Annotated in this window: 28 protein-coding genes; 21 read left to right on the forward strand and 7 right to left on the reverse strand. The window is 42.4% G+C overall.

The features are described from left to right. Positions 1 to 76: 76 nt before the first annotated feature. The gene (locus tag NOS7524_RS18790) at positions 77 to 643 is read right to left on the reverse strand and encodes an HD domain-containing protein (protein WP_015140063.1); all 567 of its coding nucleotides are present in this window, start codon (positions 641 to 643) and stop codon (positions 77 to 79) included. Positions 644 to 989: 346 nt separating this feature from the next. Between NOS7524_RS18790 and typA the strand changes: the two genes are divergently transcribed. The 12 genes from typA to NOS7524_RS18850 all read left to right on the forward strand — a co-directional run bounded on the left by typA (position 990) and on the right by NOS7524_RS18850 (position 8,663). Next, positions 990 to 2,780, forward strand: a complete 1,791-nt coding sequence (typA, locus tag NOS7524_RS18795) for a translational GTPase TypA (RefSeq protein ID WP_015140064.1) — start codon at positions 990 to 992, stop codon at positions 2,778 to 2,780. A gap of 171 nt (positions 2,781 to 2,951) precedes the next feature. Continuing rightward, positions 2,952 to 3,776: a hypothetical protein gene (locus NOS7524_RS18800; RefSeq protein WP_015140065.1), complete on the forward strand. Its 825-nt coding sequence runs from the start codon at positions 2,952 to 2,954 to the stop codon at positions 3,774 to 3,776. 122 nt (positions 3,777 to 3,898) lie between these two features. Beyond that, a complete protein-coding gene (locus NOS7524_RS18805) occupies positions 3,899 to 4,231 on the forward strand; it encodes a DUF4258 domain-containing protein (RefSeq protein ID WP_216087497.1) in 333 nt (110 codons plus the stop codon). A 4-nt stretch (positions 4,232 to 4,235) separates the two neighbouring features. Then, on the forward strand, positions 4,236 to 4,478 hold the full coding sequence (locus tag NOS7524_RS18810; protein WP_015140067.1) for a YgiT-type zinc finger protein: 243 nt from the start codon (positions 4,236 to 4,238) through the stop codon (positions 4,476 to 4,478). A 61-nt stretch (positions 4,479 to 4,539) separates the two neighbouring features. After that, on the forward strand, positions 4,540 to 4,713 hold the full coding sequence (locus NOS7524_RS29590) for a hypothetical protein (protein ID WP_015140068.1): 174 nt from the start codon (positions 4,540 to 4,542) through the stop codon (positions 4,711 to 4,713). Positions 4,714 to 4,916: 203 nt separating this feature from the next. Beyond that, positions 4,917 to 5,213 (forward strand): BrnT family toxin, encoded by a 297-nt coding sequence (locus tag NOS7524_RS18820; protein WP_015140069.1) that lies wholly within the window; start codon positions 4,917 to 4,919, stop codon positions 5,211 to 5,213. Further along, a complete protein-coding gene (locus tag NOS7524_RS18825; protein WP_015140070.1) occupies positions 5,203 to 5,487 on the forward strand; it encodes a hypothetical protein in 285 nt (94 codons plus the stop codon). The genes NOS7524_RS18820 and NOS7524_RS18825 overlap by 11 nt, the downstream gene beginning before the upstream one ends. A gap of 311 nt (positions 5,488 to 5,798) precedes the next feature. Continuing rightward, a complete protein-coding gene (locus NOS7524_RS18830) occupies positions 5,799 to 6,026 on the forward strand; it encodes a type II toxin-antitoxin system Phd/YefM family antitoxin (RefSeq protein ID WP_015140071.1) in 228 nt (75 codons plus the stop codon). Further along, positions 6,023 to 6,409 carry a type II toxin-antitoxin system VapC family toxin gene (locus NOS7524_RS18835; RefSeq protein ID WP_015140072.1) on the forward strand — a complete coding sequence of 129 codons (387 nt, stop codon included), beginning with the start codon at positions 6,023 to 6,025 and terminating at the stop codon, positions 6,407 to 6,409. The genes NOS7524_RS18830 and NOS7524_RS18835 overlap by 4 nt, the downstream gene beginning before the upstream one ends. Before the next feature lie 132 nt (positions 6,410 to 6,541). After that, complete coding sequence (locus tag NOS7524_RS18840) at positions 6,542 to 7,702, forward strand: DUF58 domain-containing protein (protein WP_041555386.1); 1,161 nt, start codon at positions 6,542 to 6,544, stop codon at positions 7,700 to 7,702. A 206-nt stretch (positions 7,703 to 7,908) separates the two neighbouring features. Further along, positions 7,909 to 8,274, forward strand: coding sequence for a ferredoxin thioredoxin reductase catalytic beta subunit (locus NOS7524_RS18845; RefSeq protein WP_015140074.1), 366 nt, complete (start codon positions 7,909 to 7,911; stop codon positions 8,272 to 8,274). Further along, positions 8,271 to 8,663, forward strand: coding sequence for a DUF309 domain-containing protein (locus tag NOS7524_RS18850; RefSeq protein ID WP_015140075.1), 393 nt, complete (start codon positions 8,271 to 8,273; stop codon positions 8,661 to 8,663). The genes NOS7524_RS18845 and NOS7524_RS18850 overlap by 4 nt, the downstream gene beginning before the upstream one ends. 184 nt (positions 8,664 to 8,847) lie before the next feature. Here the strand turns inward: NOS7524_RS18850 and NOS7524_RS18855 are convergent, their stop codons facing one another. Next, positions 8,848 to 9,348 carry a hypothetical protein gene (locus NOS7524_RS18855; RefSeq protein WP_015140076.1) on the reverse strand — a complete coding sequence of 167 codons (501 nt, stop codon included), beginning with the start codon at positions 9,346 to 9,348 and terminating at the stop codon, positions 8,848 to 8,850. Positions 9,349 to 9,538: 190 nt separating this feature from the next. Here NOS7524_RS18855 and NOS7524_RS18860 point away from each other — a divergent pair, with 190 nt between their 5' ends. From NOS7524_RS18860 to NOS7524_RS18890, 7 genes are all read left to right on the forward strand, one after another. Then, positions 9,539 to 10,036 (forward strand): LptA/OstA family protein, encoded by a 498-nt coding sequence (locus NOS7524_RS18860; protein ID WP_041555387.1) that lies wholly within the window; start codon positions 9,539 to 9,541, stop codon positions 10,034 to 10,036. A gap of 28 nt (positions 10,037 to 10,064) precedes the next feature. Then, on the forward strand, positions 10,065 to 10,796 hold the full coding sequence (gene lptB / locus NOS7524_RS18865; RefSeq protein WP_015140078.1) for an LPS export ABC transporter ATP-binding protein: 732 nt from the start codon (positions 10,065 to 10,067) through the stop codon (positions 10,794 to 10,796). A 448-nt stretch (positions 10,797 to 11,244) separates the two neighbouring features. Continuing rightward, positions 11,245 to 12,360, forward strand: coding sequence for an LptF/LptG family permease (locus NOS7524_RS18870; protein ID WP_015140079.1), 1,116 nt, complete (start codon positions 11,245 to 11,247; stop codon positions 12,358 to 12,360). A 110-nt stretch (positions 12,361 to 12,470) separates the two neighbouring features. Continuing rightward, positions 12,471 to 12,761: a hypothetical protein gene (locus NOS7524_RS18875; protein WP_015140080.1), complete on the forward strand. Its 291-nt coding sequence runs from the start codon at positions 12,471 to 12,473 to the stop codon at positions 12,759 to 12,761. Positions 12,762 to 12,954: 193 nt separating this feature from the next. Continuing rightward, positions 12,955 to 14,244 carry a glucose-1-phosphate adenylyltransferase gene (locus NOS7524_RS18880; RefSeq protein WP_015140081.1) on the forward strand — a complete coding sequence of 430 codons (1,290 nt, stop codon included), beginning with the start codon at positions 12,955 to 12,957 and terminating at the stop codon, positions 14,242 to 14,244. A gap of 60 nt (positions 14,245 to 14,304) precedes the next feature. Next, positions 14,305 to 14,916 (forward strand): AAA family ATPase, encoded by a 612-nt coding sequence (locus NOS7524_RS18885; RefSeq protein WP_015140082.1) that lies wholly within the window; start codon positions 14,305 to 14,307, stop codon positions 14,914 to 14,916. Between the two features lie 261 nt (positions 14,917 to 15,177). Beyond that, a complete protein-coding gene (locus tag NOS7524_RS18890; RefSeq protein WP_015140083.1) occupies positions 15,178 to 16,188 on the forward strand; it encodes a DnaJ C-terminal domain-containing protein in 1,011 nt (336 codons plus the stop codon). A 40-nt stretch (positions 16,189 to 16,228) separates the two neighbouring features. On the opposite strand, the gene NOS7524_RS18895 is transcribed toward NOS7524_RS18890, so the two are convergent. Both NOS7524_RS18895 and NOS7524_RS18900 read right to left on the reverse strand, forming a co-directional pair. Continuing rightward, a complete protein-coding gene (locus NOS7524_RS18895) occupies positions 16,229 to 16,771 on the reverse strand; it encodes a peroxiredoxin family protein (RefSeq protein WP_015140084.1) in 543 nt (180 codons plus the stop codon). Between the two features lie 258 nt (positions 16,772 to 17,029). Continuing rightward, positions 17,030 to 17,641: a peroxiredoxin gene (locus NOS7524_RS18900; protein ID WP_015140085.1), complete on the reverse strand. Its 612-nt coding sequence runs from the start codon at positions 17,639 to 17,641 to the stop codon at positions 17,030 to 17,032. A 141-nt stretch (positions 17,642 to 17,782) separates the two neighbouring features. On the opposite strand from NOS7524_RS18900, the gene NOS7524_RS18905 reads away from it, so the two are divergent. Beyond that, positions 17,783 to 19,885: an amylo-alpha-1,6-glucosidase gene (locus tag NOS7524_RS18905; RefSeq protein WP_015140086.1), complete on the forward strand. Its 2,103-nt coding sequence runs from the start codon at positions 17,783 to 17,785 to the stop codon at positions 19,883 to 19,885. A 120-nt stretch (positions 19,886 to 20,005) separates the two neighbouring features. On the opposite strand, the gene NOS7524_RS18910 is transcribed toward NOS7524_RS18905, so the two are convergent. Together NOS7524_RS18910 and NOS7524_RS18915 are read right to left on the reverse strand one after the other, a co-directional pair. Beyond that, the gene (locus NOS7524_RS18910; RefSeq protein ID WP_015140087.1) at positions 20,006 to 20,878 is read right to left on the reverse strand and encodes a polysaccharide deacetylase family protein; all 873 of its coding nucleotides are present in this window, start codon (positions 20,876 to 20,878) and stop codon (positions 20,006 to 20,008) included. Positions 20,879 to 21,047: 169 nt separating this feature from the next. Continuing rightward, positions 21,048 to 21,824, reverse strand: coding sequence for an ABC transporter permease (locus tag NOS7524_RS18915; RefSeq protein WP_015140088.1), 777 nt, complete (start codon positions 21,822 to 21,824; stop codon positions 21,048 to 21,050). A 340-nt stretch (positions 21,825 to 22,164) separates the two neighbouring features. Here NOS7524_RS18915 and NOS7524_RS18920 point away from each other — a divergent pair, with 340 nt between their 5' ends. After that, positions 22,165 to 23,313 carry a DegT/DnrJ/EryC1/StrS family aminotransferase gene (locus NOS7524_RS18920; protein ID WP_015140089.1) on the forward strand — a complete coding sequence of 383 codons (1,149 nt, stop codon included), beginning with the start codon at positions 22,165 to 22,167 and terminating at the stop codon, positions 23,311 to 23,313. A 55-nt stretch (positions 23,314 to 23,368) separates the two neighbouring features. Here NOS7524_RS18920 and NOS7524_RS18925 read toward each other — a convergent pair whose 3' ends face one another. Continuing rightward, complete coding sequence (locus tag NOS7524_RS18925) at positions 23,369 to 24,112, reverse strand: DUF561 domain-containing protein (protein ID WP_015140090.1); 744 nt, start codon at positions 24,110 to 24,112, stop codon at positions 23,369 to 23,371. Between the last annotated feature and the right edge of the window lie 65 nt (positions 24,113 to 24,177).

Raw genomic sequence — 24,177 nt, forward strand, 5'->3', positions numbered from 1 at the left:
TTTCCTGTTACAGTCGTGCAGAAAAAATGATGAAGTATGAAGTATGAAATTTTTCAGCCTTCATCCTTCAATTTTTTTATGGGGATACCAAAAGGTCAATTTCTGTAACCACCCGTTCCAATTCTTCAACTATTGCTCTATTACCAGTTTGTTTAAAAGCATCTACCAAAGCCCGGTAATACCAAAGAGTACCATCTTTACCGCCTTGGAAGCGTTGCCAAAGTGATTCACCTACCAAGCGATAGTCTTTAAGAATGGATCTGGCGTTGTAGAGTTTATCAGATGCTGACACCAGTAGTACCGAAGGGGAAGCAGTAGCAATATGGGCAAGATAAGCTTCCTTGCGCTGTCGCCAAGGGGGCTTAGGCGTGGTGTCTGAGTCCGTACAACCATCAACAATTGCTGTGACAGTATCACCAAAACGGCGGCGGATTTCTGGGCGTGTGGCTGTACCGCCTTGGTCTTCTATGGCATCATGTAATAGAGCTGCGATCGCTTCATCTTCGTTAGCTCCATATTCTAAAGCAATACTGGCAACTCCCAATAAATGAGCAATATAGGGAACTCCTGAACCTTTACGCACTTGGTGCGCGTGGAGTTGATGAGCATAGGCGAGAGCTTGGGTAAAACGTTCTGAAAGCATAGTCAGCCCCTTGGGGGAATTCAAAATTGAAGATACCAGAGATAAATCTGGGGGCTTGAATGATATTGCTTTAAACTTAGTGTTAATTTTGGCACAGTTGTTAAATAAATGTCCTGAAATCAGTTGATGCTCTATGTTTATGTAAAGTAGAAAATCACTGAGTTCCACAAGCTGCTTGATTTCTCCATTGCAGCCACATTTACAAAGTCCCCTAGAATTGTGACAATTAAGCTAGAATTATTAAAGCTTCTTTACAGAATTTGCCTAACAACCCCAATTCTGTTAAAACAGCCTAGCACGTAAATGTAAAGCTACAAAACCCTTCTAGAGTTCACACAAAGCTTCTATGACGCTCCCAATTCGTAACGTCGCCATTATCGCCCACGTAGACCACGGCAAAACCACCCTGGTTGATGCACTCCTGAGACAGTCCGGCATTTTCCGAGAAGGTGAAGACGTTCCGGATTGCGTTATGGACTCCAATGACCTAGAACGGGAAAGAGGAATCACCATCCTGGCGAAAAACACAGCCGTTCGCTACAAAGAAACACTCATCAATATTATTGATACCCCTGGACACGCTGACTTCGGTGGTGAAGTTGAACGCGTGCTGGGCATGGTTGATGGTTGTATCCTGATTGTTGATGCCAATGAAGGCCCCATGCCCCAAACCCGCTTCGTGTTGAAAAAGGCATTGGAAAAAGGCTTACGCCCCATCGTTGTCGTCAACAAAATCGACCGTCCCCAAGCCGAACCCCACGGTGCAATAGATAAGGTATTGGATCTGTTCTTAGAATTAGGCGCAGATGATGACCAGTGTGATTTCCCCTATCTGTTCGCTTCTGGTTTGTCTGGATATGCAAAAGAAACCTTGGAAGACGAACCCAAGGATATGCAGCCTTTATTTGAAGCAATTTTGCGTCATGTTCCACCCCCAGTAGGTGATGCTACTAAGCCTCTGCAATTGCAAGTGACAACCCTAGATTATTCTGAATATCTAGGACGGATTGTGATTGGCAGAATCCACAACGGCACGATTCGCGGTGGACAGCAAGCAGCTTTGGTAACAGAAACAGGTGCAATTGTCAAGGCTAAAATCAGCAAATTGCTCGGTTTTGAAGGCTTGAAGCGGGTGGAATTAGAAGAAGCTTCCGCCGGTCACATTGTAGCGGTAGCTGGTTTTGCTGATGCTAACATTGGGGAAACCATCACAGACCCCAACGAACCCCAAGCTTTACCACTCATTAAAGTAGATGAACCTACCTTACAGATGACCTTCTGGGTGAATGATTCACCTTTTGCTGGTCAAGAAGGTAAACTGGTAACATCTCGCCAAGTACGCGATCGCTTGTTCCGTGAACTAGAAACTAACGTTGCTCTCCGCGTCGAAGAAACCGACTCCCCCGATAAATTCCTAGTTTCCGGTCGTGGTGAATTACACTTGGGTATCTTAATCGAAACCATGCGCCGTGAAGGTTATGAGTTTCAGGTTTCCCAGCCACAGGTAATTTACCGTGAAGTGAACGGTCAACCTTGCGAACCTTATGAATTGTTAGTGTTAGACGTTCCCTCTGATGCAGTTGGTAGCTGTATCGAACGTTTGGGACAACGCAAAGGCGAAATGCAAGATATGCAGCCTGGGGTTAGCAACCGCACCCAGCTAGAGTTTGTCATTCCCGCCCGTGGTTTGATTGGTTTCCGTGGTGAATTCATGCGGATGACCCGTGGTGAAGGTATCATGAACCACAGCTTCTTAGATTATCGTCCTCTGTGTGGCGAAATTGAAGCCCGTAACAAAGGTGTATTGATTGCCTTTGAAGAAGGTGTTTCTACTTTCTACGCCATGAAGAACGCCGAAGATAGAGGCTTATTCTTCATTACTCCTGGTACTAAAGTGTACAAAGGCATGATTGTCGGTGAACACAACCGTCCCCAAGACTTAGAATTAAATGTCTGCAAAACCAAGCAGTTAACCAACCACCGCGCATCCGGTGGCGATGAGTTGGTACAGTTGCAAGCACCAGTAGAAATGAGTCTCGAACGGGCGTTAGAGTACATCGGCCCCGATGAGTTGGTGGAAGTTACACCCCAATCTATTCGCTTGCGGAAGATGGCGAAGAAGTTGGCGAAACGGTAAGTAAAGCGATCGGTTAATTAAATTAAAAAGCCCGCAAAAGTGGGCTTTTTAATTTTAGTTTGTAAGTTACATCTGACAATAGGATAAACACATGGCTAAGATTGGGGGTTATTAACAATTTATCCAACTCCCTAACTTGTTGCCAGTTCATGTGAGTAATTTAAATAAAGTATGGGAATTGCTATTTGGGCTGCATTTCGTCAAATAGAGGCACTCCGTGAATCTGTTGCATTCACGTTGGAAGATGGAGCTATTCAATGGTATAAGAAGTTAGACATTGAAGGACTTGCTCAGTGGCTCAGTGATCAAGGTGTGACTCCTATAATTTTAACTCCTACAGATTCTAAAACAAACCAAAAAATAGGAGAGGAACAGGTAAATATTCTCATATCAATGAAAGAATTTCTTATGGAGCGTTATCCTTATGCAGCAGCTGTGATTCGAGAAACATGCTACACGAAATACGGTGGTTTTGATTTCGGAGTTCATCGTAGTGGTGTAGGGTGGCATAGTCTACCAAATTTCGTCATCACTTCCGCTTTCGTTAGGCTATTAGGAGCTTCTGAGCAATTTGAATTGGATGTTCTTAAGTCTCTTCTATATTATAGACCTGCCGGAAAAGCTGAAATATTAGATGAATGTGATGTAATTACAGTCAGATCTGATGTGTTAACAGAAGAATCGGATGAATTTGGCTACTCAAAACCATCGATTTGGACATGGATTAAGAAATCAGCTGAGAATAACATAGACCGGAAAACTATTTTCAAACGGGTTTATGGAATTGAAACTACACCGACAGAGTTTAATGCTTTAGCAAAATCTGCTATCAATCAGTATCGAACTGAACTCTATGAAAAACGCAATGCCATTGCACATGGGCGTGCAAATGTCACCATGCTTCTTAGTGATTACTGTACTGCTGAGATATTTATTCTTGAGACAATCCGAACTATAAGTCAACAGTGTATAGATAAGTTTAAATTGATTGTATGACTCAAGTTTTTAAAGTATTTTAGTGAAGTTTTTTTGTGAATTATGGCAATATCAAGCGATGACGATTTGCGATCGCTCTCATCTGTTAAAATGACGATTTCAGTATAAATAGTCTTTAAGACTTGGTAAAATCAGCAGAATGTTACCTTAACAAACAAGTGCCTCGCAGTGATATTGATCGTATCAGAGAAAAAATTAGACTCCGCCAATACGATATGTCAGCCCATGCAATGGAAGAAATGGCTGAAGATATGCTAACAATTTTGGACGTGGAAGAGGCTGTTTTAACAGGTCAAGTCATCCGGGTTGAAAAAGATGATCCAAGAGGAACAAAATATATAGTAGTAGGAACTGCATTAGATCAACAAACCCCTGTTGGGGTTGTTGGGCGTTTCGCAAGTAGCGGACGTTATCTAATAATCACCGTTTATGAAGTCTCTGATCTGGAAGGCTAACCTTATGTATGGATACAGATGTGAATATTGTGAAGGAACTGTTCAACCCCGAACTGTAAAACGTGAGGCATTTAAACATAGAGATGGATTCGTTATTCTTGAAGATGTGACGATAGGCGTGTGTGATACCTGTGGAAATCGCTACTACTCAGCCGATATTCTTCATGCGGTTCATGCTGTAGCAACTGGAGCAAAACCCCCTGAAAGAACCGAACAAATTCCGGTTGCTCATCTAGAATCAGCATAATAAAAGCTGCCTAAATTTAGGGAGTAAAGTTAACGATAAACACAAATAAATTTAACCCAAAATGGAAGATGAATTACGTCCTGAATACGATTTTGCTCAAATGGAAGGAGGGGTTAGAGGTAAATATGTTGAGCGATATCGTACAAAAACAAATATAGTGCGGTTAGATCCTGATGTTGCTGAAGCTTTTCCTAACGATGAAGCGGTGAATAACGCATTAAGATTACTAATTTAGATTGCCCAGCGTCAGCAACTCAACAATACTATACAACAAACAGAATAAGAGTTTTTGGCAGTAGTTAAGACATTGAGTGAAGTTTTTTTGTTTGTAAGTTATGGCAATATCAAGCTATGACGATTTGCGATCGCTATAGGAAAATACCTCAGTTTTATAATACGTATTGACAATGTAAATACACTCCACCTAAACTGTGAGGTATGGATGTGTATTTCGTGCTGAATGATGTCACTTTCGTTTGGAACGAGGAAAAAGCTCGGATAAATCCGATTAATCATGATGGCGTGACATTCCAGCAAGCCTCAGAAGCATTTTTCGATCCGTTCTTAGTGGTTGTTGATGCAAGTCGCAATCATGAAGAAAGAGATGCTGTTATTGGCTTAGATAAGCGGTGGAATCTTCTGTACGTCGTCTACATTGAGCGTGAAAATGACATGATTCGGATTATTTCGGCTCGTAAAGCGACACGCAAGGAAAGAGAATATTATGAAAGCTGAAGCACTGAAAAAGCGACTAGATAAAAATCGTCCAATGACGACTATCACAATTCGCATCCCTGAAGATGTTATAGAAGATTTGAAGAGAATAGCACCATTGTTGGGATTTTCTGGTTATCAACCGTTAGTGCGCGCCTATATTGGACAAGGACTCAGAGCTGATTTGGAGCGATTAGAGGGTGATACTGTGTCAGCACTGATTGCTAGTTTAAAGCGTCATGGTGTGAGTGATGAGGTTATCCATGAAGCCCTCAAAGAAATTTCTCAAAGTTAGCTAGCTTGTAGGGTGCGTCAGTATGAAGAATTTCTTGTTGTAGCTAGGTTTTCTCACACTGACGCACCCTACCCACTAAAGACTATTCTCTATTGCTATAATCCTGCTATATCAATTATTCTAGTCTGTTTTTATTGTTAATTTAACATACCCACTCTGGGAGAACCGTAAAAGTTAAAAATTGGAAGTGATGCCTACAATAATCTACCAACATCGCATTCTGTCTATAACTGCCCATATAAAATTATCCTTGAGTCAACAAGTGACAAAAAAGTTATATTCAAAACATCTGGTTTTGGTAAAGATTATCAATGCACCAAATTAATTTGAAAGAAGCTGAGATTCGCCTAGCAGAACTAATTGAAGAGGCGGCTAGTGGAGAAGAAGTCATCATCACGCGCAGTGATGGCACATCTTTCAAAATTGTGCCGCTTGGTCGAGTGGAAGCACGCCCCAAGTTTGGTAGTGCTAGGGGTTTAGTGAAAATCTCAGATGATTTTGATGAGCCGCTAGCAGATTTTGAGGAGTACGCGCCATGAGGCTCATGCTCGATACCCATACGTTTTTATGGTTTATTGAGGGCAGTTTGAATCTCAGCGATACGGCAAAAAACCTAATTGAAGATCAGCGAAATCAAAGGTTTTTGAGCATTGCCAGTCTTTGGGAAATGTCTATCAAAGTCAGTATTGGCAAGCTACAACTAGGTATGAATTTTGCTGAGTTGGTGAAGCAACAGGTTTATGGTAACGCTATTGAATTACTTGAAATACGACCAGAACATTTAGATAAGTTAGCACAGCTGCCTTTTTACCATAAAGATCCATTTGATCGGCTGATAATTTCTCAAAGTCTGGTGGAGAGCATACCTATAGTTACTAAAGATAGTATGTTTGAAAGCTATCCTGTGCAAATATTGTGGTGAACTGTACCACATTGATGAAGTCACTAAGGAAGTTGAAAACGAAATGGAAGATGAATTACGTCCTGAGTACGAAGAAGTAGGGGAGCGAGGAGCTAGTGTGAATTTCCAGTAGTGTTGGGTTACAACGGAAACATGAAAATGATCAAACCCATCACTAACTGGTTAGAAACCCATGCTAGCGCCCCTGCATACACCGGTTGGGTACTAGCGGGAATTGCTGTTTGTTTTTTTGGTGCAGCGATTAATACAATGGCTGGCTGGCTATATGCCATTAGCGGCGTGAGTTTTGCGCTATTAGGTATAGCAGCATTTTTACCACCGCGATCGCTCACAGGTTTATCTGTGACTCGTCGTCCGATTCAACCCGTTTCAGCTGGGGATGATTTAACTTTAGAGTTGGACATCCACAATCACACCAAGCAATCTGTCAGCTTACTGCAAGTTGAGGATATCCTGCCTTTCGTCCTAGGGAAACCTATCCAACAGGGCATTGAAACCATTGCCAGTCAAGAAAGTTACCATTGGGTATATTCCCAGCCTACGCCACGGCGAGGCATATATCGCTGGCATACCGTTGAATTAGGTACAGGTGCGCCTTTAGGATTGTTTTGGTGTCGCCGTCAGCGTCACTGTGAAGCTGTAGCTATTGTTTATCCCACTGTTTTATCCTTGCATACTTGCCCCTTGGTCGATGAAATTGGGCAAGAAGAAAGTAAAAGGAGTGAGTATCGGGGTAAACCCTTGCAGACAGCTACATCAGGGTTAGTGCGATCGCTCCGTCCCTACCGCATCGGCGATCCCACTCGCTTGATTCACTGGCGGACTAGCGCCCGTTATAGTGAATTGCGGGTGCGGGAATTAGAAATGGTGACAAGTGGCGAGGAAATCATTATTGCCCTGGATAGTGCTGGCAATTGGCAAACAGACAACTTTGAACAAGCAGTAATTACCGCAGCTTCATTGTATTTTTACGCACGACATCAGCAATTACAGGTGCAACTGTGGACAGCAGCCACGGGATTAGTTGCAGGCGATCGCTCAGTTCTAGAAACCCTAGCTGCAACTCGCTCTCAAGAAGATACCACCGATCAAGATGCTCCATATCCCTTGATTTGGTTAACACAAAACCCTCTGAGTCTTTCTACACTGCCCCAAGGTAGCCGTTGGTTGCTATGGCAAGACATATCATCCCCAACAGAACAAGTAGTAGTTAATAAAGATTACCCTGGCATCGTCATAGAGAAAGAACAGTCCCTACAACTACAGTTACAAAAACCCTTAAATTCATTATGAAATTAAATTTTATGTATTCAAAAAATCAATGAATACTGACAAGTTGCTCAAATAGTTTTTCTTGATCCCAGCATTGCAGAAATATCAGCCTGAGAACAATTGCAGCCAAACTTAAAAACTCAGGTTGGGGAGATATCCCCAACAATACCCTAGTGTTGCTGCGGTACAATGCAAAGAAATATTTAAATTATCAGCTGCCGATCCCCATGATTTCATCAGAAGCCAATACAAAATCCAGTGATAAAAGTCTAGAGGCCATGCGCCATTTCTCGGAACAATACGCCAAGCGTACCGGAACTTACTTTTGTGCTGAACCTTCCGTCACCGCAGTTGTGATTGAAGGACTAGCTAAACATAAAGACGAACTAGGAGCGCCTTTATGTCCATGTCGTCACTACGAAGACAAAGAAGCAGAAGTCAAAGCTACATATTGGAACTGCCCTTGTGTACCAATGAGAGAACGCAAAGAGTGCCATTGTATGCTGTTCCTCACCCCAGATAATGAGTTTGCGGGACAAAACCAAGACATCACTCTCGAAACAATCAAAGAAGTGCGAGACAGCATGGCATGAGCGAAACCATGCCCCCAGAGTATTGGCAAGGTGTAGAACAATTTAACTCTGGACAGTTCTACGCCTGCCATGACACCCTAGAGGCTTTATGGATTGAAGCCAGCGAACCGGAAAAAACCTTTTATCAAGGAATTTTGCAAATCGCAGTCTCTCTTTATCATCTGGGTAATCGTAACTGGCGAGGTGCAGCTATTTTACTAGGAGAAGGTAGCAATCGCCTGCGACGGTACCCGTCAATTTACGGTGGTATTGATGTCGATGAATTACTGAATCAGAGTGCAACCTTGTTAAAGGCGGTACAAGACATCGGTGCAGACACAGTTAACACTGATAACCTGGCTAAAAATCAAGCCTTGCCCATACCTCAAATTGTGGTGATTGATGAATGAACAAAAGTCAGGATTCAGCACTCAGGAGCAAGAAACAATTGATTCTGAATTCTACACATTGGGAATTATCTCTGTGAAGTGAAGATAATTTAAGATGAAACCTTGGGGAATAGGAAGAATTTCTTATTCCCCAATTTTATGACTCAAGAATATGAGGATTCATCTGTTTTGTGGCTTGATAAGCCTAGGATGTTGTGTGCATAAACAGAAGTGATACTACTAGGGATGCTAGCTGTAGTCCAATGATTTTGTTTGCTGCTACTCCTAGAGTGTAAGGGTGGGAAAATCCCCACCAATTCCAATAGGACATATCAGTGGTGACAACGATCAGTAAACTGACAAGTAAGATAATGAATTGGCGACCTACTAGAGAAAGATCAAATAACTGACTCAGTAACAAACACAGAATCATCCCCGCCAGTATTTGAGTTACAAATTCAACTATAAAGAAACGTTGGGGAGAGTAATAGGTTTTGGGTTTAACTGCTACGAAAGCCACAATTTCCCCATTGAGATACATCATACCGTTTTGGCTTTCGCTAGCGATCGCTTGAGTAGCTACTACGTTTTTGATATCTGGCTTGACACTTTTAATACCCCAAGGCAGGTTTTGTGTAACTCCGCTCCAAATAAACAACACTAGCCCAGCAACAATAACTGCAAACAAGAGTGTCCACCCATTCATGTGATTTAATTTTCCTGCATTGACAGTAAAACTTGTCTGATTATAGGCAAAAAGAAACTATCAGCTTTTATCAAGCGTCAATGTCCCAGCCAGTGGTTATCCGAAATTACTCCCAATAGGAGATTTTATCTTTGGAGAAACTACTTGAGATAATTAGTATACAAACTAAAATCCAGAATCCCAAATGGACATGAAGCCCTGCTATCAATTCCCCTTATCAAAAATGCGTCAGTTTGGATTAGCGTTGGTGCTACCAGCTGCATTTTTAGGTACTTTAGCTTTACCTAACCAACTACAAACAGCTACAGCCCAAACATCAGGGGGAAATCGCCCCCTGACTATCCGTTCGGATATCCAAGAATACGACTCAAAAAATCAGGTAATAACTGCTCGTGGTAATGTACAGATGTTGTATCCTGCTCGTCAAATTCAGGCTACAGCAGCTCAAGCACAATACTTCAGCAAGGAACGCCGGATTGATTTTAGTGGTAACGTCTATATTTTGCAACAAGGCAGTAATAGTATCCGCGCCGAAAAGGTGACATATTTGATTGATGAAGGACGATTTGTGGCTTTACCCCAATCTAATCGTCAAGTAGAGTCTGTTTATATGGTGCAAGATTCAGAACTTGACGGTAATACCAATACACCCGCACCCCAAACCCCAGGATTTAGACGTTCTAATTAGCATCAACTATCAAGACAGTTCGCGAATAGTGAAAATTGTTTTAGAAAATATTCACAAATCTTATGGCAAGCGAGTTATTGTCAATCGCGTTAGCCTTTCTGTTGCTCAGGGTGAGATTGTCGGGTTACTAGGCCCTAATGGGGCTGGTAAAACGACAACATTTTACATGGCCACAGGGTTAGAAAAACCCAATCAGGGGAAAGTCTGGCTAGATAATTTAGATATTACTGGATTGCCAATGCACAAAAGGGCGCGGTTGGGCATTGGCTATTTAGCACAGGAGGCTAGTGTTTTTCGCCAACTCTCAGTCCAAGATAATATTCGGTTGGTGCTAGAACAAACTAATGTGCCGCGCTGGGAATGGCCAAAGCGAATAACAACACTATTGCGCGAGTTCCGCCTAGAAAAAGTAGCAAGAAGCAAGGGAATTCAACTTTCTGGGGGTGAAAGACGGCGTACAGAACTAGCCAGGGCTTTAGCCGCAGGGCGAGAAGGGCCAAAGTTTTTACTGTTGGATGAACCATTTGCAGGTGTTGATCCCATAGCTGTATCTGAGATCCAGCAGATTGTGGCAAAACTGCGCGATCGCGGTATGGGTATCCTAATCACAGATCACAATGTTCGGGAAACCTTAGCTATTACTGATCGTGCATATATCATGCGCGAGGGACAAATCCTAGCCTATGGTAATGCTGATGAACTATACAGTAATCCTTTAGTCAGGCAGTATTATTTGGGGGATAATTTCCAAGTTTATTAGGTAAAAGGCAGGGGGCTGGGGAGTAGGCTATTGACTTTGATGAGATTTACCCATTTTTTATTCATACAGTTTTGGTGTCATCAAATGAGTAATGAGTAATGAGTAATGAGTAATGAGTAATGAGTAATGAGTAATGAGTAAATACCCATGACTTATTACTTGTTACTTATAAGAACGCGAAAAATAACTTTTCCCACTGCAAATTTTACTCAGCCAGTCAAGGAAAGGATTGTGCATGAATTTTTCACCCCTGAAAAGTTACAAAGTCAACATCCTAGCTGGGGATGGGTAGACAAGGTAGAATTTTCCTTTTGCCCAATCTCCAGTCCCCAATCCCCCCAGTCCCCAATCCCCAATCCCCAGTTCCCAATCCCCAATCCCCAGAATTATGGTGTCTAAAAAGCTCTCGTCATTCTACAGTCTCAGTTCCCTGCTGCCTTTTACAATCATGGATCGCTACTTGGCTAGCGAATTGCTGCCCACATTTCTATTCGGTGTGGGAGCTTTTTCATCAATTGGTGTCACAATTGATGCTGTATTTGAGCTAGTCAGGAGAGTGGTAGAATCTGGGCTACCCATTAGCATCGCTGTTCAAGTTTTTTTCTTAAAACTGCCTAATTTCATTGTTTTAGCTTTTCCCATGTCTACGCTGTTGGCGACTTTAATGGCTTATAGTCGTCTTTCCAGCGAAAGTGAACTAATTGCTCTGCGGGGGTGTGGGGTAAGTGTTTATCGCATGGTGTTAACGGCTGTGATGTTAAGTTTTGTTGTCACAGGGATGACGTTTTTATTTAATGAGCAAATTGCACCATCTGCCAATTACCAAGCCACTCTCACTTTACAGCAAGCCCTCAAATCAGATAAACCAACCTTTAAACAGCAGAATATTTTTTATCCTGAATATCGGGAAATTCAAGCAGCAGATGGCAGTAAAGACAGAATATTGACACGCCTATTTTATGCTGACCAGTTTGATGGTCAGCGCATGAAAGGTTTAACGATTATAGATCGCTCCACAGAAGGCTTAAATCAAATTGTGGTCGCTGAATCTGCCCAGTGGAATGGCGCTCAAAGCGTCTGGGATTTTTATAATGGCACCATCTATTTAGTCGCACCCGATCGCTCTTACCGGAATATTTTGCGGTTTGAACAGCAACAACTGCAACTACCCCGCACGCCATTAAGTCTGGCAGAAAAAAGCCGCGACTATGGCGAAATGAATATTGCCGAATCACTAGAACAGTTAACAGTGGAAAGGCTGGGAGGCGATCGCCAGAAGATTCGGAAATTGGAAGTCCGGATTCAGCAAAAAATCGCCTTACCGTTTGTCTGTGTAGTTTTTGGCTTAGTCGGCGCAGCTATGGGAACCATACCCCAGCGCACTGGAAGAGGCACAAGTTTTGGCATTAGTGTGATTGTCATTTTTTCTTATTACTTACTCAGCTTTATGACTGGTGCTTTAGGACAAGCCGGTATTCTGTCTCCCTTTATGGGCGCATGGTTGCCCAACTTTATTGGCTTGGTAACAGGAATATTCTTGTTAGTGCGGGTTGCTCAACGGTAATTGAAAATCGGAAGTGGGGAGTGCTTTCAAGCTGTACTTTAGACTAAGAATGCTTACCTATCGATCAAAGCCTTTCTTGAATACATACCCTTGAAATGTTCCCAATCCCCATGAACTATCAAAAACTTGATGCTAGCTTGGTTGTTGCACTAGATGACGTTGCAGACGCAGATTTAGCGAGTTTAGTTGTATTTATATATACCGACACTAATTTAGATTCTGGGGCAACTGCTATGTTAGCCCGTCTGGGTGTGAGTGATGTTAGTAGGGAAAAGAATATATTCACAGGGATGCTATCGTATCATCAAATTGACCAGTTATCGGATCAACCTTGGGTCAAATCGATCAGGCGATCGCAAACACTACATCTCAAGTATGGCGATTTTCGACCTGTAAGATGACTGAATACGGGCAAAATTAATGATTAGTACCAATAAATACACCAGCGATCGCTTTCTAATTATTGGCAATGACATACATCACAAGCGGTGTTTTGTAAAATTCCTTAGACATAATCTTTGATCCCCCCTTACCAGCTGCTACATACAGTCCTAAACTGTAGGTGGGAGTTGAAAGGCAGTTGGGAGAAATCTTGTGAAAAAAGTCTTAGCAATTATTCTTGGCGGTGGTGCAGGTACCCGCCTGTACCCATTAACCAAACTACGTGCTAAACCGGCAGTACCAGTGGCAGGGAAGTACCGCCTAATAGATATCCCTGTCAGTAACTGCATCAATTCAGAAATTTTTAAAATCTACGTTCTGACACAATTTAATTCCGCTTCCCTCAATCGTCATATTGCCCGTACCTACAACTTTAGTGGCTTCAGTGAGGGGTTTGTGGAAGTGCTAGCCGCACAACAAACACCGGAAAACCCCAACTGGTTCCAAGGTACGGCTGATGCTGTGCGTCAGTATATATGGCTGTTGGAAGAATGGGATGTAGATGAATACCTGATTTTGTCAGGAGATCACCTCTACCGCATGGACTACCGTCTATTTGTGCAGCGCCATCGGGAAACAGGTGCAGATATTACTCTCTCGGTTATCCCCATAGACGATCGCCGGGCTTCAGATTTTGGCTTGATGAAAATTGACAATTCCGGTAGGGTAATCGATTTTAGCGAAAAACCTAAAGACGAGGCTTTAGCTAAGATGCGCGTTGATACCACCATTTTGGGATTGTCACAAGAACAAGCCGCATTGCAGCCCTACATCGCCTCAATGGGGATTTACGTATTTAAAAAAGACGTTTTGATCAAACTTTTGAAAGAATCTTTAGAACGGACTGATTTCGGTAAGGAAATCATTCCCGATGCTGCAAAAGATTACAATGTTCAAGCCTATTTATTTGATGATTACTGGGAAGATATTGGGACAATTGAAGCCTTTTATAATGCCAATTTAGCCCTGACTCAGCAACCATTACCACCTTTTAGCTTCTACGATGAAGAAGCCCCCATTTACACCCGCGCTCGTTATTTACCACCCACCAAACTATTAGACTGTCACGTTACAGAATCGATAATTGGTGAAGGTTGTATTTTGAAAAATTGTCGCATTCAACACTCAGTTTTGGGTGTGCGATCGCGGGTAGAATCTGGCTGTGTGATCGAAGAATCTCTACTCATGGGTTCTGACTTTTATCAACCTTCTGTAGAACGGCAGTGCAGCTTAGAAAAAGGTGACATTCCCGTAGGCATTGGCCCAGATACAATCATTCGGCGTGCCATCATCGACAAAAATGCCCGCATCGGTCATGATGTCAAAATTATCAACAAAGACAACGTGCAAGAAGCTAACCGTGAAAACCAAGGTTTCTACATCCGCAGTGGGATTGTAGTTGTCCTGAAAAATGCGGTCATTCCCGATGGAACAATTATCTAAATAGTGCTGAAGAGAGTTCTCAGTGTTGAGTTATGAGTGTTGAGTTTAAGGTTATTAGTGATGAGTACAACTTCTAATCACTCTCAATCCATAACTTCTGACTTACCACTCACTACCCAACACTCACTACTCAGCACACCCTACGGATTCTCCAAAGGAGTACAGCACTGGCTCAACGCCCCCCTACCGCTAACAGCACTTATCCTACTGATTGGTCTTCCTGGGAGCGGTAAGTCAACTTTAGCAAGACAATTAGTCTCAGAATGCCCCCAGATGCAGCTGATTTCAACAGATGCCATCCGGGGGCAATTATTTGGTTCAGAAGCTATTCAGGGGTCATGGATACTCATTTGGCGGGAGATTATCAGGCAATTTCAGCAAGCTATTTTTACAGGTAAACCCGCAATTTTTGATGCTACCAACGCCCAACGCCGCCATCGTCGTGAAATCATTACTCTTGCCCGTGACTCAGGCTTTACTCACATTACAGGAATTTGGGTGAGAACTCCAGTTTGGCTATGTTTAGCACGCAATCAAAAACGCGATCGCACAGTCCCCGAAGAAATTATCTTACGAATGCACCGCCAACTCCGCGACGCACCCCCCAGCTTAGAGGAAGGACTAGATCAATTAATTTTTTACTCAGAGAGCAATAGGGGTGTAGGGGTGTAGGGGAAGCAGGGGAAGCAGGGGGAGCAGAGGAGCAGAGGAGAATAAATATTACCTAATCCCCAATCCCCAGTCCCCAGTCCCCAATCCCCATGCCCAAAGTACGGTAATCGCCCTGATGCAATCAGCAGGAACCACACTTGATTTTATTTATTATTTGTTAATTTAAAATCAGAATTATTTGTGCTTGGCACTATACCTAGCAAACACAAAATCTCACATCTTAGAAAAAAACTTAAAGGAATTTTTACAGGAGGCTGGTAGATGGCTGCAACCGACTTCAAGGACTATTACGCGATTTTAGGAGTTAGTAAAACTGCCAGTCCTGAAGAAATTAAACAAGCTTTTCGCAAACTAGCCCGTAAGTATCACCCTGATGTCAACCCAGGTAATAAGCAAGCAGAGGCAAAGTTCAAAGAAGTGAACGAAGCTTATGAAGTGTTGTCAGATGCAGACAAACGCAAAAAATATGACCAATTTGGCCAATATTGGCGACAAGTGGGTGAAGGCGGCTTCCCTGGCGGCGGTTTTGGTGTCGATATGGGCGGCGTTGACTTTAGTCAATACGGTACTTTTGATGAGTTTATCAATGAATTACTAGGACGCTTTGGGGGCGGTGCTACTCGTGGTGGCAGACAAAGTTACTCTTATCGTACATCTACAGCTAGACCTGGTGCTGGTTATGGTGGCTTTGGTGACTTTGGGTTTCAAGATGTAGGTGCAGCAGGTGCAGGTGGTACACAAGATACAGAAGCCACTATTAATTTGACATTTGCGGAAGCTTTTGCAGGTTCTCAAAAGCGTTTTAGTCTGGGGAATGAAACAATAGATGTTCGGATTCCACCCGGCGCAAAAAGTGGAACTCGTCTGCGGGTGCGAGGTAAAGGGCAATTCAACCCCATGACTCAACAACGAGGCGATTTATATCTCAAGGTAGAATTACAGCCCCATTCGTTTTTCCAGATGGAAGGCGATAATCTTGTCTGTGAAGTACCCATCACACCCGATGAAGCTGCTCTAGGTGCGTCAATTGATGTACCCACACCCGATGGTAGTGTGAATGTGAAGTTACCAGCCGGAGTGCGTTCTGGTCAAACCTTACGTTTACGGGGTAAAGGCTGGCCTCTGCCCAAAGGTGGACGTGGCGATCAATTTGTGAAGGTAGCGATCGCACCACCGAAAGACATGAGTCAGCAAGAACGGGAATACTATGAAAAAATCCGCGCTATTCGTAGCTACAATCCCCGTAGTCATTTACAACAAGTTAAATTGTAAAGTCAAAATATAAAAGGCAAAATCAAAAACTTTTTGCCTTTTAATTTTGATTGAACATACTCAGTAATTTTTCAATACTAGCGTTATGATCTAAAAAAGAAAATAAATGCTTGTAGCGCAGTTTTCCTTCTTGATCTAATACAAACTGGGCAGGTAAAGGCGCACCTAAAGCTTGTCCTACTTGATAGTTACGAAATACCGTGCAACTAGGGTCACTCAATAAGGGCATTTTTAAGCCTAAGTCTTTCACTACTATTTGACTTTGCTTTTCGTCTGTACTGGTTATTAGTAAAACTTCTATATTGCGCTTGGTAAATTCCTCATAATTCTCATTTAAAGCTTTGATATGAGGAAAGCAAAAGGGGCAATATTGTTTTTCAGTGAAAATCCTTGTAAAGGCTAGTAAAACAGGTTGCTTGCCTCTGTAATTTGATAATTTTACTATGCTACCGTTGGTTATATCTGGCAATTGAAAATCTGGTGTTCCTACATCTAGCCTTAGCTCATTACTAGCTGGAATAGGTAGAAAGTTCCGAAAGAAACGTTCATTAAATAAACCACTAAAATCTGTTGATGTCAGCATAAATAATTCAAATTCAAAAATCTAAATACAAAATCACAGATGAAAACTGGAGTTAACACCGATTTTCTATCTGTGTTTATCGTTGTTCATCTGTGGTCAGAGGGAATTTTATTTTTTTCAAACTTCTATAAGTAGGATGAGGCTTTTCAAATAATTGAACTTGTGAAGTGAAGGCAGAAATACTGACTAGAAACAGGTAGAACAATTTCTAATTTTTTTCCTTCTGCCTTCTGCCTTCTGCCTTCTGCCTTCTGCCTTCTAAACAGCAGAGAAGTACACTTTAGACTTGACTGGATCAGGATTCATGGTTTTGTCGCCAGGTTGCCAACCAGCTGGGCAAACTTCATCTGGGTGAGACTGAACATACTGAATTGCTTGCAGTGTCCGCAGGGTTTCATCAACACTGCGACCAAATGCTAGGTTGTTGATGGTAGCGTGCTGGATGACACCATCTTTGTCGATGATGAATAGACCACGCAAAGCAATACCTGCTGCTGGATCTAAAACGTTGTAAGCGGCGCTAATTTCTTTTTTGATATCGGAAACTAGGGGATAATTGAGGTCGCCAACACCACCAGACTTGCGATCTGTTTGAATCCAAGCTAGGTGAGAAAATTCGCTATCAACGGAAACACCCAGAATTTCGGTGTTAATTTTCTTAAATTCTTCGTAGCGATCGCTAAATGCTGTGATTTCAGTGGGGCAAACAAAGGTAAAGTCTAGGGGGTAGAAGAACAAGACAACATACTTACCGCGATAGTCGGAAAGCTTGATTGTCTTGAATTCCTGATCTGCTACAGCAGTTGCTGTAAAATCAGGAGCCTGTTGACCAACGCGGAGGCTTCCTTCTGTTCCGTAAGTGATGGACATTTAACTATTATCTCCTTCAACTTATATCCGTTTTCTAGCGTTGGAGTTTGGGTCAGCTGAAACTTACCCATCCAAGCTGTGTCACAGTTTGATTACGATCTGTTACGACTATATCATAGTCATAACGATTTTGAGTAGCAAATGCCAGATTTAGATACAAGAGAATGGTTATTGACCAATGGCTTAGGTAGTTTTGCCAGTGGTACTGTTGGTGATGCGCGGACAAGAACATATCATGGTTGGCTATTTGCCGCCACAAATCCACCGACTGGCCGCACCCTGTTGTTGTCGCACCTAGAAGCTAGCTTGGAAGTTTCCGGGAAAGTTGTGTCACTGGGAACGAATATTTGGGGTACAGGTAATATTGATCTGACAGGCTACAAACTGCTGCACTCCTTCGATATTAACCCAGTTCCCAAATGGATTTGGGGTGAAGATGACTGGCAACTCAGTAGACAGTTGTTGATGCCTCATGGTGTGGGTATAGGGGGGATTAGGGAAGAAACAAATCCTCACGACTCACAAATGAGCCATCGCCTGTTGATTCAATATCGTTATGAAGGTAGAGAAACTGCCGTGTTAAGGCTGCGACTGCTGATAGCCGATCGCGACTTTCATAGTCAACAAACTGCTAGTACAAATTTACAATTTTCTCAACTGCTAGGACATCAACAAGTGTACCTGCAAGCAATGATATCTGGACGCTTTGGTACACCTTGGCAGTTGCGCTGGACACAAGGAGAATATCAAGCAGATGGTGTTTGGTACTGGTATTATAAATTACCAGAAGAAACACAACGAGGATTAGGCGATCGCGAAGACCTCTACAGCCCTGGTTATTTAACAGTTACTCTCAAGCCAGGGGATGCAGTCACTCTAGAAGCACGCGTGGGTTTGCCTGAACAGCCACTAGATGTTCTTACCCCGGATACGTTTGCGGAAGCTTTAGAGGCAGAGCAAGAGCGATTGTCTGAGATTTTTGGGTGGGAAGTAGAAAGAGATGGGGGAGATGAGGAAGTAGCGGGAGAAGAGGAAGATTGTTTAACAATTTCTTCCTCATCCCCCTCATCCCCAATTTGGCGGCAACTACTCAAAGCAGGCGATCAATTTATTGTCCATCGTGCTTCCATTGCTGGTCCTACGGTGATTGCTGGTTATCACTGGTTCAACGATTGGGGACGGGATACTTTAATTGCTTTGCCGGGTTTAACGTTAGTACCACAACGCTTTGACCTCGCAAAAGGATTGTTACAAACCTTTGGGCGTTACTGTCGTTACGGACTGATACCTAATACTTTTCCTGATGTTGACAGTGAACCTTATTACAACAGCATTGATGCGGCCTTGTGGTGGATTGAAACTTTAGGACTGTACCTAGAAGCTACCCAAGACTGGCAATTTTTATCTGAGCAGTTTTCTGTGGTGCAACAAATCCATAAAGCTTTTGTCGGTGGTACGCGTTACAACATCCAAGTTGATGCTACTGATGGACTGTTGGGTTGGGATGCGCCTAATGTGGCTTTAACTTGGATGGATGCGGTGGTAGGAGGAGAACCTGTAACGCCTCGTCCTGGCAAAGCAGTAGAAATTAATGCTTTGTGGTACTCTGCTTTGTGTTGGATGAGTACCTGGGCAGAACGCTTGAGTCAGTTGGAAGTAGGGGATGCAACGCGGTTAGCTAAACAGGCTCGGCGTTATGCTCAACAAGCACAACAGGTAAAAGCTTCTCTGCAAAAATTTTGGCATCCGCAATTGGGCTATTTGTACGACACTATTGATTTTGACGATCGCCGCAATGCTCAAATTCGCCCCAATGCTGTTTTAGCGTTGTCACTTTACCATTGTGGATTTACTCCAGAACAGGGTTGTCAAATTATCAATGTGGCAACTGATCGCCTGCTGACTCCTTATGGACTTCGTAGCCTTGACCCAAATGATCCAGAATATATAGGTAAATATTTAGGTAACTCACAAACACGCGATCGCGCTTACCATCAAGGTACTGTTTGGTCTTGGCTAATTGGCCCCTTTATCCGTGCTTGGCAGCGTTTTCTCCCTCAAGAACCACTGCCTTTTGATTGGCAACCCCTGCTACAACACTTGCTAAATGATGCTTGCATTGGTTCTATTTCGGAAATTTTTGATGGCGATCCACCTCATCAAGCCAGAGGAGCCGTAGCCCAGGCTTGGTCAATCGCTGAAGTTCTTCGTCACTTACCTATTTCTTCAGGCAATAGGCAATAGGCATAATTGATGTGTACTCAGCTTTTATTCACTAGCGCATAAAAATTCAGTCAGCCTGATAATCTTTCTTCCCTATCACCTATCACCTGTCACCTGTCACCTATCACCTGTCACCAGATATTAATAGCATTTTTCATATTGCTTATGATTCATAGAAAAGCTTGCTTCAGTCATTTGTATAAGTTTTTGAGTTGATATTTGCCGATTCACAATTAGACGAGGAATTTGATAATGATTTTTTAAGCAACTATGATTTAATATCTCATTGTTATATAAATAACCAGATAAATAATATTTATATACATATGCTTCTACCTGTTTATTAGTAGTTCCAAAGGGATAAGCAAAATGAGATGCGACTTTTTGCTTTGGATCTAAATCTTGTGTACATTTCCTTAAGATAGTTCTGGCTTTTAATAATTCATTGACTAATCCTCGACGTGATAATTTTGTTAAATCTTTATGATTTAATCCATGAGATTGAATATCATAAAAACCTGCTTTTAAACCTTCCCTTAATTCCAGACATCCTAATTTGTTAGAATTACTATTTTCCTGATGAGCTAATTGACCTGGATTGATAAATAAAACAACCTTTACCTTGGTTTTATATTTTTTTTCTAGTTTGTAGAGAATAGGAAGTAATTTGGTATGCACTGATTTATAACCATCATCGAAGGAAATCATGATGGGCTTTTGTTTCTCACGCTCCGCAGGAATTGGTTGCGATTTAGTTAAGAAAAAATCATATAAATCCTGAGTTGTTAGAAACCAATAATCATGCAAAACTAAATACTCTAAAAATTTTTCTAATTCTGGTTTAGAGTAGTGCATTACTTCTGCATTAATAATATTATTTTTAGTATCTACAATACCATGAAAGCCAAAAATAGGGACTACAGGCTTAGTGTATTCAAAATTTAAAACTGCCAAAGAAATAATAGAAATTAGAGCTAAACTAAAAGGTAAGTTTTGGGTTTTTGGAGTTGTCACAGAAGTTTAATTGTTGTTATTATTTATTTTGATATTGGTATTAGCTCAGAGAAGTGCATTTGGAGAAGTGAGGCAGAATGTAGGAGCCAGAACTTACCAGCAACAAGATTTTATACCAGATTTTGACTCCTGATTCCTAAATCTTGATAATTAGCATTAGTCAAAATATTTACCTGATCAACTGTGCGGCAGAGTTAAAGAACTGACGACACAATCCTTTGGTAATTAACACTGTTATTAATAAATTGGCAACTGCAACTATCAAGATAATCAAAATTTCGTAGGAGATAGCCTCGGAGGGAGTGACACCGCCAAGTAACTGTCCGGTGGTAATTCCGGGTATGGCTACCATACCTAAGAGCATCATCTGATTGATAGTGGGAAGTAAGGCGGCTCTAATGGCTTCTTTACGGTACTGGTTAGTTGCTTGCTGGGGTGTTGCACCCAAACTTAAGTGAGTTTCGATTTCCGTGGGAAAGGTGTTCATATTATTCACCAAACGTTCCCCAGCGATCGCAGCTGCATTCATCCCATTACCTAAAACCATCCCAGCCAAAGGAATTATATAGCGCGGTTCGTACCATCTATCTGGTTGAATAATTAAGAAGTTAGTGTAAACCAGTGTGAGGAAGGTACTCAGGAACATTGCACCCCAAACTAAAGGTAATACATAGGGAATTTTTTGACTGATGCGATTTCGTGCGACAATCGCCGTAATCGTTAACATCACTGCTAAAAACACCAAAACCGCCCAAAGATTGTCCAAAGCAAAGATGAAGTCTAAAACGTATCCCAAAACAGCTAATTGTAGGATGCTTCTGCCAGTAGCGATCGCTAAGTTTAACTCTAGTCCTAATCTTTCCCAGGCAGATAAACCAATTGCGATCGCCATTAATCCTACAGCAATAGCCAAATCAACCAAGTCCAACTTAATCAAATCCTGCATGGGTTCTCTACCTTTTAAGAGGGGTATAGGGGTTTAAGGGTGTAGGGGAGGAAAAAGTTTTTCGTTCCTTCGTAGTAGTTGGTGCGCCGCTAGTGGGACTGTTTTTAGAATTTCCCACTCATCACAGTTTACATATGGGGAACATTAATTTGAGGAGTGGCTTCTTGGTTGGTACATCATCACTCTTGGTTAACCAAACATCTACAATAATTTCAGTAAAAACTCTGTTTAATATGTGTTTGAGGTCACAGTCTTATTATGGTTTTTTGATGAAAAATTTTATTAGCACCAATTGACAGTCACAATATGTTCTTTGTATCTTCATATAAAATGAAAACTTATGATCCCAAGCATAAATTTTATTCCTGCATTTGATATTAAGCAGCAATATACTGCTCTAGAAGCAGAAGTGAGTGCTGCCGTTGTAGAGGTTCTAGCATCTGGACGTTATATTGGTGGCCCTTTAGTTGACAGCTTTGAGCAACAGTTTGCTGCCTATCATGGTGTGACTGATTGTGTAGCCTGTAACTCTGGTACAGATGCGTTATATCTAGCACTACGCGCTTTAGAAATTGGTGCAGGCGATGAAGTGATTACTACACCTTTTACCTTTGTCGCCACGGTGGAAGTTATCAGTGCTGTTGGTGCCAAGCCAGTGTTTGTTGATATTGATGCGACGACGTTTAACCTGGATATACAGCAAGTAGCGGCAGCTATTACACCCCGAACCAAGGCAATTATCCCAGTTCACCTATTCGGACAACCTGTGGATATGACGGCACTGATGGCGATCGCCCAATCTCACAATGTAGCAGTAATTGAAGATTGCGCTCAGTCTACAGGAGCCATTTGGGGTGAGCAAAAAGTCGGTAGCATTGGACATATTGGTTGCTTTAGTTTCTACCCTACTAAAAATTTAGGAGCTTGTGGCGACGGTGGAGCAATTACCACCAATGATCCAGCACTGGCTGCTAAGGTACGGATCATTAAAGAGCATGGGCAGAAGAATCGCTATCAATATGAGGAAATAGGTGTAAATAGCCGCTTGGATGCCATCCAAGCTGTAATTTTACAGATTAAGCTGCGTTATCTCGATACATGGAATCAGCAACGTCAAGCGATCGCCGCATATTACCAGCAATTCCTCAATCAAATTCCTGGTATCATCCCACCGCAACCATTAGCGGGTGGGGTAAGCGTGTGGAATCAATACACTATCCGCGTATCAAACGAAGGACGTAACGGTGCTAGCGCCACATATCGTGACTCAGTACGCAATCAATTGCAAGAAAAGGGGATAGGTTCAATGGTTTACTATCCTTACCCTTTACATCTACAACCAGCCTATCAACATCTAGGCTATCAACCAGGACAATTACCCACAGTAGAGCAAGCTTGCAATGAGGTTTTATCTTTGCCGATGTTCCCAGAACTAACAACCCAGCAGCAAGAGCAGGTAATTTATGCTTTGAAGGATATTTTGGTGTAGAGGAAGCAGGGGAGGCAGGGGAAGAAAAATCTAATTCCCCATGCCCCACTCAGCACTAATTAGCCAACACTTTTGTATTCGCTAAAGCTTCAACTAAGCCGCGAACAGCAGCAATCATTGCTACTTCACTGTTAAGTTGGTTGATAGCTGAACCGACACCCACACCAGCTGCACCAGATGCGATCGCTAGTGGTGCTGTGACGTTGGAGATGCCAGAAGCACACAATACTGGAACTGATACAGCACGAGAAATTTCATAGGCTGCCGCTAAAGTGGGAGCAGCTTTTTCAATTAATCCCAAAGTTCCAGAGTGAACTGGTTGGCTGCTAGTACCGCCTTCGGTTTGGATAATATCTGCACCAGCTTTCACTAATTCTTCTGCCAGTTGTACCTGTTGATCTAGTTCTAGAATGTGGGGAACAGTCACAGATAAGGTAATTTCAGGTAACAGAGCGCGGGTTTGACGTGTTAACGCTAGCACTTCCTCTGCTTCAAATCTGCGTCCTTGAGCGTAGAAAGTATCGAAGTTACCGATTTCAATCAAATCTGCACCAGCAGCTACTGCTAAGACGAATTTTTCTGGTTCTACGGCTGATACGCAAACGGGTAGGTTAATTATTTTTTTGGCTAGTTGTACTAAAACAGGATCAGCTGCAATATCTACAAAAGTTGCACCACCAAGTTCTGCTGCTTTCACAACGGCTGCGACATGATCAGTGTCAAAGTTGTTCAAACCGCTAATGACTTTGAGAACACGACGGTTAGTAAATGCACTTTGCAGTGTAGAAGACATTGCCATAGTTGTAATTTTGAAGCTACGAAAATAACCTCTATTCTACCGCCCCTAAGATGGTGGGAGGACTA

This window comes from Nostoc sp. PCC 7524 (genome assembly GCF_000316645.1).
In the GTDB taxonomy this organism is placed as follows: Bacteria; Cyanobacteriota; Cyanobacteriia; order Cyanobacteriales; family Nostocaceae; genus Trichormus.

Bases quoted from the DNA above. Each gene is read 5' to 3' on its own strand.
- typA (WP_015140064.1), top strand. From the start codon at position 990: ATGACGCTCCCAATTCGTAACGTCGCCATTATCGCCCACGTAGACCAC.
- NOS7524_RS29590 (WP_015140068.1), top strand. From the start codon at position 4,540: ATGGAAGATGAATTACGTCCTGAATACGATTTTGCTCAAATGGAAGGA.
- NOS7524_RS18885 (WP_015140082.1), top strand. From the start codon at position 14,305: ATGAGTACAACTTCTAATCACTCTCAATCCATAACTTCTGACTTACCA.
- NOS7524_RS18800 (WP_015140065.1), top strand. From the start codon at position 2,952: ATGGGAATTGCTATTTGGGCTGCATTTCGTCAAATAGAGGCACTCCGT.
- NOS7524_RS18820 (WP_015140069.1), top strand. From the start codon at position 4,917: ATGGATGTGTATTTCGTGCTGAATGATGTCACTTTCGTTTGGAACGAG.
- NOS7524_RS18915 (WP_015140088.1), bottom strand. From the start codon at position 21,824: ATGCAGGATTTGATTAAGTTGGACTTGGTTGATTTGGCTATTGCTGTA.
- NOS7524_RS18905 (WP_015140086.1), top strand. From the start codon at position 17,783: ATGCCAGATTTAGATACAAGAGAATGGTTATTGACCAATGGCTTAGGT.
- NOS7524_RS18810 (WP_015140067.1), top strand. From the start codon at position 4,236: ATGTATGGATACAGATGTGAATATTGTGAAGGAACTGTTCAACCCCGA.
- NOS7524_RS18925 (WP_015140090.1), bottom strand. From the start codon at position 24,112: ATGGCAATGTCTTCTACACTGCAAAGTGCATTTACTAACCGTCGTGTT.
- NOS7524_RS18835 (WP_015140072.1), top strand. From the start codon at position 6,023: ATGAGGCTCATGCTCGATACCCATACGTTTTTATGGTTTATTGAGGGC.
- NOS7524_RS18830 (WP_015140071.1), top strand. From the start codon at position 5,799: ATGCACCAAATTAATTTGAAAGAAGCTGAGATTCGCCTAGCAGAACTA.
- NOS7524_RS18825 (WP_015140070.1), top strand. From the start codon at position 5,203: ATGAAAGCTGAAGCACTGAAAAAGCGACTAGATAAAAATCGTCCAATG.
- NOS7524_RS18870 (WP_015140079.1), top strand. From the start codon at position 11,245: ATGGATCGCTACTTGGCTAGCGAATTGCTGCCCACATTTCTATTCGGT.
- NOS7524_RS18845 (WP_015140074.1), top strand. From the start codon at position 7,909: ATGATTTCATCAGAAGCCAATACAAAATCCAGTGATAAAAGTCTAGAG.
- NOS7524_RS18920 (WP_015140089.1), top strand. From the start codon at position 22,165: ATGATCCCAAGCATAAATTTTATTCCTGCATTTGATATTAAGCAGCAA.
- NOS7524_RS18875 (WP_015140080.1), top strand. From the start codon at position 12,471: ATGAACTATCAAAAACTTGATGCTAGCTTGGTTGTTGCACTAGATGAC.
- NOS7524_RS18855 (WP_015140076.1), bottom strand. From the start codon at position 9,348: ATGAATGGGTGGACACTCTTGTTTGCAGTTATTGTTGCTGGGCTAGTG.
- NOS7524_RS18860 (WP_041555387.1), top strand. From the start codon at position 9,539: ATGAAGCCCTGCTATCAATTCCCCTTATCAAAAATGCGTCAGTTTGGA.
- NOS7524_RS18895 (WP_015140084.1), bottom strand. From the start codon at position 16,771: ATGCTGACATCAACAGATTTTAGTGGTTTATTTAATGAACGTTTCTTT.
- NOS7524_RS18840 (WP_041555386.1), top strand. From the start codon at position 6,542: ATGAAAATGATCAAACCCATCACTAACTGGTTAGAAACCCATGCTAGC.
- NOS7524_RS18890 (WP_015140083.1), top strand. From the start codon at position 15,178: ATGGCTGCAACCGACTTCAAGGACTATTACGCGATTTTAGGAGTTAGT.
- NOS7524_RS18850 (WP_015140075.1), top strand. From the start codon at position 8,271: ATGAGCGAAACCATGCCCCCAGAGTATTGGCAAGGTGTAGAACAATTT.
- NOS7524_RS18790 (WP_015140063.1), bottom strand. From the start codon at position 643: ATGCTTTCAGAACGTTTTACCCAAGCTCTCGCCTATGCTCATCAACTC.
- NOS7524_RS18900 (WP_015140085.1), bottom strand. From the start codon at position 17,641: ATGTCCATCACTTACGGAACAGAAGGAAGCCTCCGCGTTGGTCAACAG.